Genomic DNA, 14,729 nt, shown 5'->3' with positions numbered 1-14,729 from the left:
TATCGCCATCCTTTCTCAGCAACGCCCCCATTTACAGACGAACTGGCACAGAAATGACCAACCGACCCGACCGCCGCACCTTCGCGATCATCTCGCATCCTGACGCGGGCAAGACCACGCTCACCGAAAAGCTGCTGCTGTTCGGCGGCGCGATCCACCTTGCGGGCGAGGTCAAGGCACGTGGGCAAAACCGGCGCGCGCGATCGGACTGGATGAAGATCGAGCAACAGCGCGGCATCTCGGTGACGTCGTCGGTGATGACCTTCGAGCGTGACGGCATCACCTTCAACCTGCTAGATACGCCGGGCCACGAGGACTTTTCCGAGGATACCTATCGCACACTGACCGCGGTCGATTCGGCGGTGATGGTGATCGACGCCGCCAAGGGAATCGAGCCGCAGACGCGCAAGCTCTTCGAGGTCTGTCGGCTGCGCTCGGTGCCGATCATCACCTTCGTCAACAAGGTCGATCGCGAGGGCCGTGAATGCTTCGCGCTGCTCGACGAGATCGCCGACATGCTCGCATTGGACGTCAGCCCGATGAGCTGGCCCGTCGGCATGGGCGGGCAGTTCGAGGGGGTCTATGACCTTCACGCCAATGTGCTCCGCCAGCCCACGGGCGACAGCCGCATGTTCGACGGCAAGACCTCTCAGTTCACGGGGCTCGACGACCCCAGGCTCGCCGAAACGGTGTCGGCCGAAGGGCTCGCGAGACTGCACGAGGAGGCCGAACTCGCGCTCCACGGCTATGCGCCTTTTGATGTCGAGGCCTATCGCCATGGCGACCTGACCCCGGTGTTCTTCGGCTCCGCGCTCAAGGAGTTCGGCGTCGCCGAGCTGATCACGGCCTTGGGCGATCATGCCCCGCCGCCGCGGCCGCAACCCGCGGAGCCCGCGCCGATCTCGCCCGATCACGACAATGTCACGGGCTTCATCTTCAAGGTGCAGGCCAATATGGACCCGCAGCACCGCGACCGCATCGCCTTCATGCGGCTGTGCTCGGGCAAGTTCCGCCGCGGCATGAAGCTGACGCCCACGGGGCATGGCAAGCCGATTGCGGTGCATTCGCCGATCCTGTTCTTCGCGCAGGACCGCGAGCTCGCCGAGGAAGCCTGGCCGGGTGATATCATCGGCATTCCCAACCACGGCACACTCCGGGTGGGGGATACGCTGACCGAAGGGGAGAGCATCCGTTTCACCGGCCTGCCCAATTTCGCGCCCGAAATCCTGCGCCGCGTGGTGCTCGTTGATCCGACCAAGACCAAGCAGCTGCGCAAGGCGCTGGACGACATGGCCGAGGAGGGCGTCACGCAGGTCTTCTATCCCGAGATCGGCAGCAACTGGATCATCGGCGTGGTCGGGCAGCTCCAGCTGGACGTGCTGCTGAGCCGGCTCGATGCCGAGTACAAGGTCGCGGCCAAGCTCGAGCCGAGCCCGTGGGATACCGCGCGCTGGATTTCGGGCGACGAGGCCGCGCTCAAGGCCTTTGCCAATATCAACCCGTCAGCGCTTGCCAAGGACCGCGATGGCAACCTCGTCTTCATGGCGAAGAGCGCGTGGGAAGTCGGCTATGTCCAGGACCGCAACCCGGACATCAAATTCAGCGCCACGCGCGAAAGATAAGGCGCTTTACTGGGCCGGCACCTTGTAGGGCTGGCCGAGCGCCACAAAGGCATCGACAAAGCCGTCGACCGCGGTCTGCGCCTCGTCGCGCTTGCCCGTGGGAAATTCGACGCGGCCGCGCAGGTCCCAATAGCCGCGGTCGAACGTCCAGAGCCCGACGCCGACGCGACGATCGCCGTTGCGTGCGCTGTAGATGCCCCGATAGCCGTCGGCGCCCTTGCCCGGGCGCTGATAGACGCCCTCGGACAATGTGGTGACATCGGTGAGCCCGTCGAGCGCGATCGGCTTGGCGATAATGAAATGTTCCTTCGCGCTGGTCCCCTCGACATGGACGACCGCGATCCTGAGCGTGACGGGTTCGCCATCGGCAAGGGCATGGCTGTAGGCGACCCCGACATAGTCGCCGCCGGGATCGAGCGCGGCTTCGCCCGTCCGCTCGAACCCCGCGAGAGTCTGTGGAAACTGCGTGCCGCTGGCGGCGTGGACCAGCGTCTTGCCGTCCTTGGCTGTCGTGAAGGCGGGCTCTGCGAGGAGCGGCGAGGGGATGGCGCAGACGAGCAACAGCGCGGCCAGACCGAGCGACGGCTTGCGCATCTTGAGTTCTCCGACGGCTGATGAAGGGGCTGGCAGCAAGCGAGGCATAAGAATCTCCCGATCCTTCCGCGGCGGCCGAACGGGCATCCCACGGACATGCTTCCCCAACCCGGATCCGGTTTATCAGATGAAAGTCACAAGACAAACAAGGACGTATACTCGGTGACTATTCGACCCAGTCCTGCCGCAGTGGCCTGGAGGCAAGCCACATCAGCGCGGCTGCGAGCAGGTAGAAGCCCAGCGAGAGCAGCATCGCGTAGCGCAGCGCCTCGTCGCCATAACTCTGCGTCAGCGCGTCGGAGAGCGCGCCGAGGAAGAAGGTCCCGCCGCCGATGCCGATCAGGTTGTTGATCAGCAGGAAGCTCGCCGATGCGGTCGCGCGCATATGCGCGGGCACGAGATGCTGGACCGCGGAGATGACGGGTCCGAGCCAGATATAGGCGAGCGCCTGCGGCACGAGGAAGAGCAGGAAGGCGGCGGTCGCCGAGCCCGACATGACGCCCGCGGCGAAGAGCGGGACCGCGAGCACGAAGGCGATCGCGGGCAGGCGCGCATAGGCGGCCTTGTCGCGCCGGCCGAGGCGATCGCCGAGAAAGCCGCCCGCAAGCACGCCGACGACCCCGCCCATGAGCAGGATCGCCCCGTAGAGTTGCGAGGTCTGGACGAGGTCGAGCCCGAAGCTGCGGCGCATCAGCGAGGGCAGCCAGAAGGCGAGGCCATAGCCGAGCATCGAGCTCGACGAGGCGCCGAAGGCGAGCAGCCAGAAGCTTTTCTTTGCGGCGAGGATGGAAAAGACGCGCGCGACAGGAGTCGTCTCGGACGACTTGGGCACTGCAGGTCGTTCGGGTTCGCGAACGACCAGGCGGAAGAGCGGGGCGACGAGAATGCCCGCGAACCCGACCGCGATGAAGGCCGTACGCCAGTCGATGCTCGCTGCGATATAGCCGCCGAAGAGCACCCCCGCGGCAGAACCCAATGGTATGCCGAGCGAATAGATCGAGAGCGCGCGGGCGCGTTCCGTGCTCGGAAAATAGTCGGCGATGACCGCGTAGGAGGGCGCGACGCCGCCCGCTTCGCCGACGCCGACGCCCAATCGGGCGAGGAAAAGCTGCCAGAAGCTGGTGGCGAAACCGCATAGCGCGGTGAATCCGCTCCAGACGGCGAGCGACACGGTGATGACCCAGGTCCGGCTCGTCCGGTCCGCCAGCCAGGCGAGCGGGACGGCAAGCGTCGAATAGAGCAGCGCGAAGGCGATGCCGCCAAGCAGTCCCAGTTGCTTGTCGGACAGGTCGAGGTCGTCCTTGATCGCGACCGCAAGGATGCCGAGGATCTGCCGGTCGACGAAATTGAAGGTATAGACGAGGAGCAGCATGCCGAGCACGACCGCGCGATAGCCGCGGCCGGCGCTGATCGTGCCCGGCATAACCGCCCCCTCAGCCGTCAGAAGCGGTATTCGGCGGTGAAGGTTGCGGTGCGCGGCGGGCCGAAATAGCCGATGATCGAATTGCCGAAGAGCGCACCGGGGAAGTTGTAGCCGCCAACCTTGTAACGCACATCGAACAGGTTGCGCAGGTGAACGCCAAGCTTGAAGCGCTCGTCCGGCGCGGTCCAGCTCGCCGATGCATCGACCAGCGCATAGCCGTCCTGATCGAGGATCGGGTTGGGGATCTCGAACATGTGGTAGTCGCTGCGCATCGAGATTGCGGGAGTCAGCTCGACGCGGCCCCCGGCAAGCTCGTCGGACCAGGTTGCGGAAAGGCTGGCATTCCACTTGGGCGTGTTCTGGAAGACGCGCTGGTCCGCGACGTCGACGGGCGTCGTGCCGCCAAGGATGAAGGTCAGGAACTCCTTGTAGTCGGCATGCGTGTAGCCGAGCGAGGCGTTGACCGAGAGATTGGCGGTGGGCACGATCCGCGCTTCGAGTTCGAGCCCGTAGATCTCGGCTTTGCCCGCATTGTCGACGAAGCTTGCGATGCCGCCCGCGAGGTTGGGCACCTGGATCGTGACCTGCTGGTCCTTATAGTCCGAATAATAGCCGGCGATGTTGAGGAACAGCGTACGATCGAGGAACGCGCCCTTCATGCCCACTTCATAGGCATCGACCGTCTCGGGTGCATAGCCATCGACGGTGGTCGGCGTGAAGATCGCGTCGCCGCGCATGTCGAAGCCGCCCGACTTGAAGCCCTTGCCGTAGGAGGCATAGAGATTGAGGTCTTCGGTCGGCTCGTAGCTGAGGCTGATCCGCGGCGTGAATTCGTCGAAACTGCGGCTGTTGGTGTAGTCGGTGCGGATGAGCCCCGGGATCGCCGCCGCGTTGCCGAATTCGGGGCTGCGGATACCCGTGAAGTTGCGGCGGAAGACGGTGCCGGTCTTGTCGTCCTTGGTATAGCGCAGGCCCGCCGAGATCTTGAACTGCTCGGTGACGTCGAAATTGAAATCGGCGAACGCGGCATAGCTCTTGGTCTTGACGGTTCCCGAGGTGAGCGTCGTGGTATTGAGCGCGCCGAGCACGGTGTCGAACGCGCCGCTGGCGCGCGCATCGAGATAATAGAGGCCGAACACGCCCTGGATCCGATCGCCTTCATAGAGCAGTTGCAGCTCCTGGGTGAACTGGCGGTCGTCATAACGCGCGGGAATGTCGAGCACGGGCCCGGCGGTGTTGTCGAAATCGATCAGCGTCTCGGTATGGCCGTCGCGATAGGCCGAGATCGTCTTGAAGGTGAGCGCGTCGTTGAGCGCGATCGAGCCCGTGAGCGATACGCCCTGCGTCTCCACCTTGTTGTCGTCGCCGATGCCGGCGCGCGTGTCGTAGACGCTGTCGGTCGGCGCGAAGGCGGGCAGGCCGGCATTGCCGACGAGGCGCGTGCCGTGGCGCGGGTTGGACTTGTCGACGGTCTTGTCTGCGGCGAGGCGGAAGAAGATGTCCTCGGAAGGCGCGAACTCGGCCGAGATGCGGCCCGCGATGACGTCCTTGTCATACTGGTCGACGCCCGTCGTGAGGTTCTTGCCATAGCCGTCGCGCCAGTAGCGCGCGATCGCGCCGCCGATCGAGAAATTGTCGCCCAGCGGCACCGTGACCTGACCGATCAGGTCGATCTGGTCGTAGGATCCATAGGCCGCACGCACCTTGCCCTCGAACTCGTTGCCGAGGCGCTTGGTGACGTACTTGATCGCGCCGCCGATCGTGTTGCGGCCATAGAGCGTGCCCTGCGGCCCGCGCAGGATCTCGACGCGCTCGACGTCGAAGATATCGAGGACCGCGCCCTGCGGACGCGCCACATAGACGTCGTCGACATAAAGCCCGACGCCGGGCTCGAAGCCCCAGAGCGGATCCTGCTGGCCGACGCCGCGGATGAACGCGATCAGCGTCGAGTTGGAGCCGCGCGCGATCTGGAGCGTAAGGTTGGGGGTCTTGTCCTGCAGCGAGGTGATGTCGATCGCGCCCTGGTTCTCCAGCGCTTCGCCCGACAGCGCCGAGACCGAAATGGGCACATCGATCAGGCTTTCCTCGCGGCGGCGCGCGGTGACCACGATCTCGTCATTGGCCGCGGTGTCCTCGACGGCCGGTGCCGTCTCTGCGTCCTGCGCATAGACGGGCGGAGCGAGCAGCGCACCGGCGGCGACGCCGAGGCTTAGTAAGACGCGCGCGGACAAAGTCTTGCAGGACATGATAGCATTCCTCCCCGATCAGACGGGCATCAACCTCTGACGGGTTGTGCCGGTTCGTCCCAAGCGTATAATGAAACCTGAACCGACTTTCAACTTCGGTCGTGCAGGGGAGGAAAAATGGCGGGCAAGCGTGACCAGGACGCAACAGCGCCGCTCGGCAACGCGACCAGTGAAGCCAAGACTCCGCGCACCGAGCGCGGGCGCAGGACGCTGCGCGCGATTCTCGATGCGGCGGCGGCAGAGTTCGGCGAAAAGGGTTTTCACGAGGGCTCAATCAGCCACATCACGCAGCGCGCGGGCGTCGCGCTCGGCAGTTTCTACACATATTTCGATTCGAAGGAGGAGGTGTTCCGCGCGCTCGTCCGCGATATGTCGGCGCAGGTGCGCGACCATGTCGCACCGCATGTGCAGGCCGCCCCGGACGGGATCGCCGCCGAGAAGGCGGGTCTCGAAAGCTTTCTGGAGTTCGTGCGCGCGCACAAGGAGATCTACCGGATCATCGACGAATCCGAATTCGTCGATCAGGACAGTTACCGCGCGCACTACGCGAACTCTGTCGAACGCATCCGCGCGCGGCTCGAGGCGGGCGCGGCGCGCGGCGAGGTACGCGCCGATGTCGGCGAGATCCACGCCTGGGCGGTGATGGGGATGAATGTGTTCCTCGGGCTGCGCTACGGTGTGTGGGGCGAGGATGTCGCTCCCGCAGACGTCGCGAAGGTCGCGAACGATCTGCTGCGCAAGGGACTCGCGCCCGACTGATCAGCGCGCCAAGCCTACCGGTTGAGCAGGAACACCGCGTGCTCGGCGCGGAAATTGGCGGCTGCGGCGGTTGTCAGCCTGTCGCCGTTGAGGAACCATGTGCCTTCGACCGTGATGCCGCGGTCTTTCACCAGCGCGCGGAAATCGTCGATCGTGACGTGGTGGATATTGGGGGTTTCATACCACGCCACCGGCAGCAGCCGCGTCACGGGCATGCGTCCGCCCCAGAGCAGCGACAGCCTGACCCGCCAATGCGCGAAATTGGGGAAGGAGACGAAGGCGCGCGTGCCGATCCGCAGCAGCTGTTCGAGTACCTTGTCGGGCCTGTGCGTGGTCTGGAGCGTCTGGCTCAAAATCGCATAGTCGAAGCTGCGATCAGGATAGTCGGCCAGGTCGGCGTCGGCATCGCCCTGGATCACCGACAGCCCCCGCGCGACCGCGGCCGACACGTTCCCGGGATCGATCTCGAGCCCGCGCGCATCGACGTCGCGATGATCGCGCAGCTCGGCCATCAGCGCGCCGTCGCCACAGCCGACATCGAGCACGCGGCTGCCCGGTGCAACATTGCGCGCGATGATCTGGAGGTCGGGGCGCAGGCCGTTCATGCGACACCGTCCGAATAGACATCGGGGAAATGCCGCATCATCAGCTTCGACGGATCAGCGACGTCCTCCCAGCCCAGCGAAGCGTAAAGTCCGTGCGCGTCGCGCGTGGCGAGCATCCAGCGGCGCAGCCCCTGGAGCTCGGGATGGTCATGGAGATGCGTGACCATAGCGTGCGCGAGGCCGCGCCCGCGATCGGCTTCGAGCACATAGACATCGGCGAGATAGGCGAAGGTCGCGCGATCGGTGACGACGCGCGCGAAGCCCACCTGCGCGCCGTCGCGAAAAACGCCGACGCACAGCGAGTTGGCGATCGCGCGTGCGACGACCGCGCGCGGGATGTCCGGCGACCAATAGCTGCGCGCGAGGAATTCGTGGATGGCATCGACCTGCATCGCCGCGCCGTCGTCGGAAAGCGAATAGCCCTGAGCCAGCATCACCGCACCTCCCCCGCGCGCAGGAATCCGTCGATTATCCGGTTCATTTCAGGCGCTTCGAGCAGGAAGGCGTCATGACCGAAAGGGCTCTTCAGCTCGACGAAGCTGACCGGCGCGCCCGCGGCGTTGAGCGCATGGACGATATTGCGCGATTCGGCGGTGGGATAGAGCCAGTCGGTGTCGAAGCTCAACAGGCAGAAGCGCGCGCGCGTTGCCTTGAAGGCATTGGCGAGCGTGCCGCCATGCTCCTCGGCGAGGTCGAAATAATCCATCGCGCGCGTGATATAGAGATAGGAGTTGGCGTCGAACCGATCGGTGAAGCTCAGCCCCTGATGACGCAGATAGCTCTCGATCTGGAAGTCCGCATCAAAGCCGAAGCTCTTGGCGTCCCGCGCCTGTAGCCGGCGGCCGAACTTCTCGGTCAGCCCCGCTTCGGAGAGATAGGTTATGTGCGCGGCCATGCGGGCGACCGCGAGCCCCGCGGCGGGCGCGTCACCATCGGCATAATAGTCGCCGCCGCGCCATTTGGGGTCGGCCATGATCGCCTGCCGACCGACCTCGTGAAAGGCGATGTTCTGCGCCGAATGGCGCGCGGTGGAGGCGATGACGAGCACCGCCTTGACGCGATCGGGGAAGGTGGCGGGCCAGCTCAGCGCCTGCATGCCGCCCATCGAGCCACCAACCACCGCGAACAACTGCTCGATACCGAGATGGTCGAGCAGCAACGCCTGCGCACGCACCATGTCGCGGATCGTGATGACCGGGAAACGCATCGCATAAGGGCTGCTCGTCGCCGGGTCGATCGCTCCGGGCCCCGACGAGCCCATGCAGCTGCCGAGGACATTGGCGCAGATGATGAAATGGCGTGCGGGATCGACCGGAAGACCGGTTCCCACCAGCCGGGTCCACCAGCCGGGTTTGCCCGTGATCGGGTGCGTCGAGGCGACATGCTGGTCACCCGTGAGCGCGTGGCAGATCAGGATCGCGTTGGAGCGATCGGCATTCATTGTGCCATAGGTTTCATAGGCGATCTCGACGGGCGCAAGCGCGCCGCCGCCATCGAGCGTCAACGGCCCGGGCAGGATGACATGGCGCGCAAGGCCGAAACGCTGATCGTCGTTCATCTGTGCGGGGGCTAGGGCGGCGCGGCGCGCCTTGTCAACCGAGCGCGTTGACGGCCGGAGCGCTTCCGCTGGCGCGGAATCGTCCGATTTGCTTGTTTGCCGTGATTTCCGAGCCGCCGGGTGTTGCCACCCCGCTCGAAATCACTCTAAGGCCCACCACCATGAACGCACCGCGCCCCAAGGACTGGATCATGGGCATCGCGCCCTATGTTCCCGGCCGCTCGACCACCGATGACGGCCGCAAGGTCGTCAAGCTCTCGTCCAACGAGAATCCGCTCGGCACGAGTCCCCAAGCCGAGGCGGCATTCGGGGCGGGGCGCGGCAGTCTGGCGCGCTATCCCGACGCCAATGCGTCCGCGTTGCGCGAGGCGATCGCCGCGAAGCACGGGCTGGATCCCGCGCGCGTCATCTACGGCACCGGGTCCGACGAGATCCTGCACCTTGCCGCGGGCGCTTATGCCGGTGTGGGCGACGAAGTGCTGTTCGTTCGCTATGGCTTTGCCGTTTACGAGATCGCGGCGCGGCGCGTGGGCGCGAAGCCGGTGGTCGCGCCCGACAGGGACTATGCGACCGATGTCGATGCGCTTCTCGCCGCGGTGACGCCGAACACGCGCGTCGTCTTCGTCGCCAATCCCAACAATCCGACGGGCACCTATGCGCCCGCTGCCGAGATCGCGCGGCTGCACGCGGCGCTCCCCACCGATGCGCTGCTGGTGCTCGATCAGGCCTATGCCGAATATCTTGAGCCAGACGAGGACGATGGCGGGCTGGCGCTGGCGTCGAGTGCATCCAATGTGCTCGTCACGCGGACCTTCTCCAAGATCTACGGGCTGGCCGCCGAGCGGATCGGCTGGGGTTATGGCGCCGCCGCGGTGATCGAAGCGCTGCACCGCATCCGTGCGCCCTTCAACGTCACCAGCGCTGGCCAGCTCGCGGCGATCGCAGCGCTCGGCGATGAGGATTTCGTCGCGCGCAGCCGCGCGCACAATGCCGAATGGCGCAGCTGGTTCGCCCGTGAGATCGAGGCACTGGGCAATAACGGGCTGCGCGTCATCCCCTCCAGGGCGAATTTCGTGCTCGTGACCTTTGCGGGCAAGCTGACCGCCGAGATGGCCTATGAGGGGCTGATGGCGCGCAGCTTCATCACGCGCTGGCTGCCCGGCCAAGGGCTTGGCCAGGGGCTGCGCATCACGATCGGCACGGAGGAAGAGACGCGCGGCGTCGCCGGGGCGCTGCGTGACCTCGTAGAGGCGGCGGGCTGATGCTGCCCTTTGCGCGCGTCTCGATCATCGGGCTGGGGCTGATCGGTTCCTCGATCGCGCGGGCGGTGCGCCAGCACATGCCGACGGTCAGGCTGACGGGGCATGACGGCGACGCCGAGGTACGCGAGCGCGCGCGGGCGCTCGACCTGTGCGACGACATCACCGACACCGCCGGCGCGGCTGTGACCGATGCCGAACTCGTGATCCTGTGCGTCCCCGTCGGCGCCATGGGCGATGTGGCGGGGGAAATCGCCGACGACCTCCCCCGAGGGGCAATCGTGAGCGATGTCGGGTCGTGCAAGGCGAGCGTCGCGTCGGCGCTGGCCGCGGCGCTGCCGGAGGCGATCGTGATTCCCGCGCACCCGGTGGCAGGCACCGAGCGCAGTGGCCCCGAGGCGGGCTTCGCCACGCTGTTCCACAAGCGCTGGTGCATCGTCACCCCGCCGCAGAACGCCGATGAAACTTCTGTCGTGCGGCTCGAGGAATTCTGGCGGGCGCTGGGCGCGCATGTCGAGCGGATGGATGCCGAGCATCACGACCTCGTACTCGCAGTGACGAGCCATCTGCCGCACCTGATCGCCTATACCATTGTCGGCACCGCCTCCGATCTCGAGCAGGTCACCCAGTCCGAAGTGATCAAATATTCGGCGGGCGGCTTTCGCGACTTCACGCGCATCGCCGCGTCGGACCCCACGATGTGGCGCGACGTGTTCCTGTCCAACAAGGATGCGGTGCTCGAGATGCTCCAGCGCTTCTCCGAGGATCTGACCGCGCTCCAGCGCGCGATCCGCTGGGGCGACGGCGATGCGCTGTTCGACCTGTTCGCGCGCACGCGCACGATTCGCCGCAGCATCATCGAACAGGGGCAGGACGACGCGAGCCCCGATTTCGGGCGCACGCACGAATAGGCTCAGTCGTTGAGCCGGTTGATCTCCGCATGCACCAGCGCCTCGACCGCGTTGCGATCGAGACCGGGCTGAATGACGTCGCCGAAGCGATAGGTGACGATGCCCGGACGCTTGAGGAAGCTGCCGCGCGGCGAGACCCGGCCCGTGTCGAGCGCGACGGGGACGACGGGCAGGCCGATCTGGCGATAGAGCCCCGCAAAGCCCGCGCGCAACGGCGGGCGTTCGCCGTGCGGCACCCGCGTGCCTTCGGGAAAGATGACGAGCGAGCGCCCCTCATCGGCCGCGGCACGCGCGGCGCGGACGAGCTTGCGCAACGCGCTGGCACCGCCCTCGCGGTCGATCGGGATCGAGCCGTGGAGCAGCGCAACCTTGCCCCAGAGCGGGATGTCGGCGAGCTCCTTCTTCACCAGCACCGCGGGATCACGGAAGAGCACGAGCGTTTCGATCGTCTCGTACATCGATTCATGCTTGATCGCGAAGAGCACGGGATAGTCGGGAATCGCGCCCTCGATGCGGTTGCGGATGCCGAGGATATGGACGCAGCACCAGCGGTGGAAGACCGCCCATTGGCGTGAGAAGAAGCGCAGCGGTCTGGGGCCGACCAGCGAACTGATAAGCGCCGCGAGCACATAGAGCAGGCTGCCCGGATAGAAGACGATCGCGAACATCAGCGAGCGCACCAGGGTCACCATAGCCTGAGCAGCCCTCCGAAGCGGCTGAGCAGATATTTGTGGTATTCCTTGAACAGCATCGCGAACCCCGGATCGCTTTTCACCGCGTCGGCAACGATCCGGACATCATCGCCGACCGCACGCTCCAGCTCGCTGCGCGCGCGCCGCATGTGCCAGTCGGTGGTCACCAGCCGAACGCTGCGATAATCGTGCCTTGCGATCCAGTTGGCGGTTTCCTGAGCATTTTCGCGCGTATCATTGGCTTCGCGACCAAGGTCAATGCAGCAGTCGAACAGCGCGATCGGGGCGTGTTGCGCAAGCGCAAGCTCATGCGGTTTCACGTCGCGATAGACACCGGAGACGAACATCCGCTTCGCCCTCTTCTCCTCGAGCACCTTGAGACCGCGCTCGATTCGGCCCGGTGCACCGGTCAGGACGACGATCGCGTCGGTGGTCTCGCCGTCGACGGGGCGCGGCAGCCAGATCACGAAGGCCGCAAAACCGAGCGCCCAGAACAGCGGAATGAGCGACAGGATACGCTTGATCACAGCATCTTCCGCAAGGTCTTGAGCACCGTAATCCGTGCGGCAAGCGTGGCCAGAAGCGCGCCCGCGAACGGCAGCGACACTATAGTCGCCCAGTCGCGCCAGGAAAGCCCGACTGATCCGAGCAGTTCCGAGCCGATCGCGGCGATCCGCGATCCGAGCAGCAACAGCACCGCGATCGCGAAGAGCAGGCCGACCACACCGCCGAACAGCGCGTCGAGCGCGATGCGGCGCTGAAAGAGCCGGGCGATCTGGACATCGGTCGCGCCCATCAGGTGAAGCACGTCGATCGTCGCGCGATGCGTGTTGAGCGCGGCACGTGCGGCGAGCACGACCGCACAGGCGGTCGCCACGGCGGTGAGGATGACGAGCGCGGCGGCCAGCCATTGGAGCGAGGCGAGCAGCCCGGCGAGCGGCGCGAGCCAGCGCGCATGGCGGTCGATCCGCGCCGCGGGAGCGACCGCCCGCACCGCCTGTTCGACCGCGTGAATCCGCGCGACCGAACCATCGACGAGGCTGACGTCGATCAATGCGGGGATCGGCAGATCCTGCCCCGACAGGTCCTCGCCGCCGAGCCAGGGTTCGAGCAGCCCCGCAATCTCGCGATCATTGAAGCGCTTGACCGCCGTCACGCCCGGGGCATGCGCAAGCGCACGCTCGACCGCGTCGGCGCGCGCACCGCGCGTATCGGGATTGGCATCGACGATCTGGATCGTCAGCCGGCCCGCCAGATCGTCGCCCAACCCGCGTGCCGCCGCGCCAAGACCAAGCCCCGCCGCCGCCGCGAGCGCGGTCAGGAACATCATGATCGCGATCACCCATGGCATGGGGCCCGCAAAGCGCCCCTCGGGCAGCAGTCGGCGGTCGGCGATCGAGGGTGCCCAGCCGAAGCTCATCCCCGCCCGCCTTCGCCGATGGGCGGGTAGCGCAGCGCACCCGTGGGATCGGACAGCCGTCCGCGATCGAGCCGCATCATGTTGGCGTTGGGAATGCGGCTGAGCAGGTGGATGTCGTGCGTCGCGACGACGATCGTCGTGCCGAGCTTGTTGAGCCCCTCGAACAGCAGCAGCAGCCTTTCCGCCATGTCGGGATCGACGTTTCCGGTAGGCTCATCGGCGACGAGGACGTCGGGGCGGCCGATCACCGCGCGCGCGATCGCGACGCGCTGCTGCTCGCCGCCCGAAAGCGTCGCGGGGCGCGCGCTGGCACGGTCGGACAGTCCGACCCAGGCGAGCATTTCGCTGACCGGCGCCTCGATGTCGCGCTCCGCATGCCCCATCACGCGCAACGGCAGCGCAACATTGTCATGGGCCGAGAGGTGCGGAACCAGACGGAAATCCTGGAAGACGACGCCGATCCGGCGGCGCAGCATGGGCAGCCGATCACGCGGCAGCGTTACGACGTCATCGCCGAACAGTCGAATGAGCCCGCGGCTCGGCCGTTGCGCGAGATAGAGCAGTTTGAGCAGCGATGTCTTGCCCGCGCCCGAGGGGCCGGTGAGGAAGTAGAAGGCACCGCGCGCGAGCGTGAAGCTGACGTCAGACAGCGTCTCCGCGCCCGTCCCGTAGCGCAGCCCGACATTCTCGAACTGGACGATGCTGCTCATCGCGGCCCGCTGCTGTGCTCCCTTGCCCAACCTCGCCATCGCACAGAGCCGCGCGCCACGTAAAGCGCGTTATTTGCGTTAAAACGCGGGACACGCGCCAACATGCTTGCAAGTTGATTCGCCAGCGTGTTTACACTGGACCAGCAGAAACAGCGCATATTACGGACTTCTCGAGACCAGATGATCCTGACTTGCCCCGAATGCCGGACGCGTTACCTGGTCCCCGACACGGCGATCGGTGCTGCGGGACGCACGGTGCGCTGCGCGTCATGCAAGCACAGCTGGTTCGAGGCCGCGCCGATGCTCGAGCTCCAGGCAACCGGTCCGGCACCCGCGGCGCAAGCGCCTGTGATCGCCCCGCCACCGCCGCCTCCGGCCCCGCCCGAACCCGTGCCGATGGCGGCGCCCGTCGCGCCCGTTGAGGAAACGCCCGCGGTAGACGCATCCGATCCGGGCTATGATCCCTATGCGCACGCGCCCCCCTTCCGCCCGCGCCGCAATCCCGCGCGACGGTGGACGATCGCGGCTGCCGGCGCTGCACTGGTGATGGTCGCGGCACTGGGCGCGATCCAGTATTTCGGTACCCCCGGGCTCGCGGCATGGCTCGGGCTCAACGCGGCGCAGGTCGATGTGCCGCTCAAGATCGACATCGCGCGCAAGCCCGAGCGCTATACCCAGCCGAGCGGCAACGAGCTGTTCACGGTCTCGGGCAAGATCATCAATCCTACCGACGAGACCCAGCAGGTGCCCGACATCCTCGCCGAGCTGCGCGATTCGTCGGGGCGCGTCGTCTATGGCTGGCGGATCATCCCGCCCGTGCGCAAGCTGCCGCCGCAGGGAGCCGCCGAGTTCGACAGCGCCGAGATGGATGTGCCCAAGAGCGCCAAGGAGCTCAATCTGAGCTTTTCGGGCGCGGGGCTGAACTGAGCC

General features: G+C 66.2%; 15 protein-coding genes. 5 read left to right on the top strand and 10 right to left on the bottom strand.

From position 1 onward, the window contains the following. The first annotated feature begins 53 nt into the window (after window positions 1–53). Window positions 54–1,622 (top strand): peptide chain release factor 3, encoded by a 1,569-nt coding sequence (locus AC3WJD_RS04825; protein ID WP_492745026.1) that lies wholly within the window; start codon window positions 54–56, stop codon window positions 1,620–1,622. 6 nt (window positions 1,623–1,628) lie between these two features. On the opposite strand, the gene AC3WJD_RS04820 is transcribed toward AC3WJD_RS04825, so the two are convergent. The 3 genes from AC3WJD_RS04820 to AC3WJD_RS04810 all read right to left on the bottom strand — a co-directional run bounded on the left by AC3WJD_RS04820 (window position 1,629) and on the right by AC3WJD_RS04810 (window position 5,885). Then, window positions 1,629–2,216, bottom strand: a complete 588-nt coding sequence (locus AC3WJD_RS04820; RefSeq protein WP_492745024.1) for a hypothetical protein — start codon at window positions 2,214–2,216, stop codon at window positions 1,629–1,631. Between the two features lie 166 nt (window positions 2,217–2,382). Further along, window positions 2,383–3,639 carry a spinster family MFS transporter gene (locus tag AC3WJD_RS04815; RefSeq protein WP_492745022.1) on the bottom strand — a complete coding sequence of 419 codons (1,257 nt, stop codon included), beginning with the start codon at window positions 3,637–3,639 and terminating at the stop codon, window positions 2,383–2,385. A gap of 17 nt (window positions 3,640–3,656) precedes the next feature. Further along, entirely contained in the window at window positions 3,657–5,885 is a 2,229-nt protein-coding gene (locus AC3WJD_RS04810; protein ID WP_492745020.1) for a TonB-dependent receptor, read from the bottom strand. 117 nt (window positions 5,886–6,002) lie between these two features. Between AC3WJD_RS04810 and AC3WJD_RS04805 the strand changes: the two genes are divergently transcribed. After that, the gene (locus AC3WJD_RS04805; protein WP_492745018.1) at window positions 6,003–6,644 is read left to right on the top strand and encodes a TetR/AcrR family transcriptional regulator; all 642 of its coding nucleotides are present in this window, start codon (window positions 6,003–6,005) and stop codon (window positions 6,642–6,644) included. A gap of 14 nt (window positions 6,645–6,658) precedes the next feature. Here the strand turns inward: AC3WJD_RS04805 and metW are convergent, their stop codons facing one another. The 3 genes from metW to metX are packed head-to-tail and all read right to left on the bottom strand — an operon-like array spanning window position 6,659 to window position 8,807. Further along, the gene (metW, locus tag AC3WJD_RS04800; RefSeq protein ID WP_492745017.1) at window positions 6,659–7,249 is read right to left on the bottom strand and encodes a methionine biosynthesis protein MetW; all 591 of its coding nucleotides are present in this window, start codon (window positions 7,247–7,249) and stop codon (window positions 6,659–6,661) included. After that, on the bottom strand, window positions 7,246–7,683 hold the full coding sequence (locus AC3WJD_RS04795) for a GNAT family N-acetyltransferase (protein WP_492745088.1): 438 nt from the start codon (window positions 7,681–7,683) through the stop codon (window positions 7,246–7,248). Before AC3WJD_RS04795 ends, metW begins: the two co-directional genes overlap by 4 nt. Continuing rightward, window positions 7,683–8,807 (bottom strand): homoserine O-acetyltransferase MetX, encoded by a 1,125-nt coding sequence (metX, locus tag AC3WJD_RS04790; RefSeq protein ID WP_492745016.1) that lies wholly within the window; start codon window positions 8,805–8,807, stop codon window positions 7,683–7,685. Before metX ends, AC3WJD_RS04795 begins: the two co-directional genes overlap by 1 nt. Window positions 8,808–8,968: 161 nt before the next feature. Here metX and hisC point away from each other — a divergent pair, with 161 nt between their 5' ends. Together hisC and AC3WJD_RS04780 are read left to right on the top strand one after the other, a co-directional pair. Beyond that, complete coding sequence (hisC, locus tag AC3WJD_RS04785; protein ID WP_492745014.1) at window positions 8,969–10,069, top strand: histidinol-phosphate transaminase; 1,101 nt, start codon at window positions 8,969–8,971, stop codon at window positions 10,067–10,069. Beyond that, on the top strand, window positions 10,069–10,977 hold the full coding sequence (locus AC3WJD_RS04780; RefSeq protein WP_492745012.1) for a prephenate/arogenate dehydrogenase family protein: 909 nt from the start codon (window positions 10,069–10,071) through the stop codon (window positions 10,975–10,977). Before hisC ends, AC3WJD_RS04780 begins: the two co-directional genes overlap by 1 nt. Before the next feature lie 2 nt (window positions 10,978–10,979). Here AC3WJD_RS04780 and AC3WJD_RS04775 read toward each other — a convergent pair whose 3' ends face one another. The 4 genes from AC3WJD_RS04775 to ftsE are packed head-to-tail and all read right to left on the bottom strand — an operon-like array spanning window position 10,980 to window position 13,799. Further along, on the bottom strand, window positions 10,980–11,669 hold the full coding sequence (locus AC3WJD_RS04775; RefSeq protein ID WP_492745010.1) for a lysophospholipid acyltransferase family protein: 690 nt from the start codon (window positions 11,667–11,669) through the stop codon (window positions 10,980–10,982). Beyond that, window positions 11,663–12,196, bottom strand: coding sequence for a YdcF family protein (locus tag AC3WJD_RS04770; RefSeq protein WP_492745009.1), 534 nt, complete (start codon window positions 12,194–12,196; stop codon window positions 11,663–11,665). Before AC3WJD_RS04770 ends, AC3WJD_RS04775 begins: the two co-directional genes overlap by 7 nt. Beyond that, a complete protein-coding gene (locus tag AC3WJD_RS04765; RefSeq protein ID WP_492745007.1) occupies window positions 12,193–13,089 on the bottom strand; it encodes a cell division protein FtsX in 897 nt (298 codons plus the stop codon). Before AC3WJD_RS04765 ends, AC3WJD_RS04770 begins: the two co-directional genes overlap by 4 nt. Beyond that, window positions 13,086–13,799 carry a cell division ATP-binding protein FtsE gene (gene ftsE, locus AC3WJD_RS04760; RefSeq protein WP_492745005.1) on the bottom strand — a complete coding sequence of 238 codons (714 nt, stop codon included), beginning with the start codon at window positions 13,797–13,799 and terminating at the stop codon, window positions 13,086–13,088. The genes AC3WJD_RS04765 and ftsE overlap by 4 nt, the downstream gene beginning before the upstream one ends. A gap of 180 nt (window positions 13,800–13,979) precedes the next feature. Here ftsE and AC3WJD_RS04755 point away from each other — a divergent pair, with 180 nt between their 5' ends. Next, the gene (locus tag AC3WJD_RS04755; protein ID WP_492745003.1) at window positions 13,980–14,726 is read left to right on the top strand and encodes an MJ0042-type zinc finger domain-containing protein; all 747 of its coding nucleotides are present in this window, start codon (window positions 13,980–13,982) and stop codon (window positions 14,724–14,726) included. The last annotated feature ends 3 nt before the right edge of the window (window positions 14,727–14,729 follow it).

This window comes from Sphingobium sp. FW306-1B-F04DB, assembly GCF_058781925.1.
This window is presented reverse-complemented; position numbering and strand designations above follow the sequence as displayed.

What these genes read in the sequence shown, in the direction of transcription:
- AC3WJD_RS04825 (WP_492745026.1), top strand. Translation starts at nt 54, where the DNA reads ATGACCAACCGACCCGACCGCCGCACCTTCGCGATCATCTCGCATCCT.
- AC3WJD_RS04820 (WP_492745024.1), bottom strand. Translation starts at nt 2,216, where the DNA reads ATGCGCAAGCCGTCGCTCGGTCTGGCCGCGCTGTTGCTCGTCTGCGCC.
- AC3WJD_RS04815 (WP_492745022.1), bottom strand. Translation starts at nt 3,639, where the DNA reads ATGCCGGGCACGATCAGCGCCGGCCGCGGCTATCGCGCGGTCGTGCTC.
- AC3WJD_RS04810 (WP_492745020.1), bottom strand. Translation starts at nt 5,885, where the DNA reads ATGTCCTGCAAGACTTTGTCCGCGCGCGTCTTACTAAGCCTCGGCGTC.
- AC3WJD_RS04805 (WP_492745018.1), top strand. Translation starts at nt 6,003, where the DNA reads ATGGCGGGCAAGCGTGACCAGGACGCAACAGCGCCGCTCGGCAACGCG.
- metW (WP_492745017.1), bottom strand. Translation starts at nt 7,249, where the DNA reads ATGAACGGCCTGCGCCCCGACCTCCAGATCATCGCGCGCAATGTTGCA.
- AC3WJD_RS04795 (WP_492745088.1), bottom strand. Translation starts at nt 7,683, where the DNA reads ATGCTGGCTCAGGGCTATTCGCTTTCCGACGACGGCGCGGCGATGCAG.
- metX (WP_492745016.1), bottom strand. Translation starts at nt 8,807, where the DNA reads ATGAACGACGATCAGCGTTTCGGCCTTGCGCGCCATGTCATCCTGCCC.
- hisC (WP_492745014.1), top strand. Translation starts at nt 8,969, where the DNA reads ATGAACGCACCGCGCCCCAAGGACTGGATCATGGGCATCGCGCCCTAT.
- AC3WJD_RS04780 (WP_492745012.1), top strand. Translation starts at nt 10,069, where the DNA reads ATGCTGCCCTTTGCGCGCGTCTCGATCATCGGGCTGGGGCTGATCGGT.
- AC3WJD_RS04775 (WP_492745010.1), bottom strand. Translation starts at nt 11,669, where the DNA reads ATGGTGACCCTGGTGCGCTCGCTGATGTTCGCGATCGTCTTCTATCCG.
- AC3WJD_RS04765 (WP_492745007.1), bottom strand. Translation starts at nt 13,089, where the DNA reads ATGAGCTTCGGCTGGGCACCCTCGATCGCCGACCGCCGACTGCTGCCC.
- ftsE (WP_492745005.1), bottom strand. Translation starts at nt 13,799, where the DNA reads ATGAGCAGCATCGTCCAGTTCGAGAATGTCGGGCTGCGCTACGGGACG.
- AC3WJD_RS04755 (WP_492745003.1), top strand. Translation starts at nt 13,980, where the DNA reads ATGATCCTGACTTGCCCCGAATGCCGGACGCGTTACCTGGTCCCCGAC.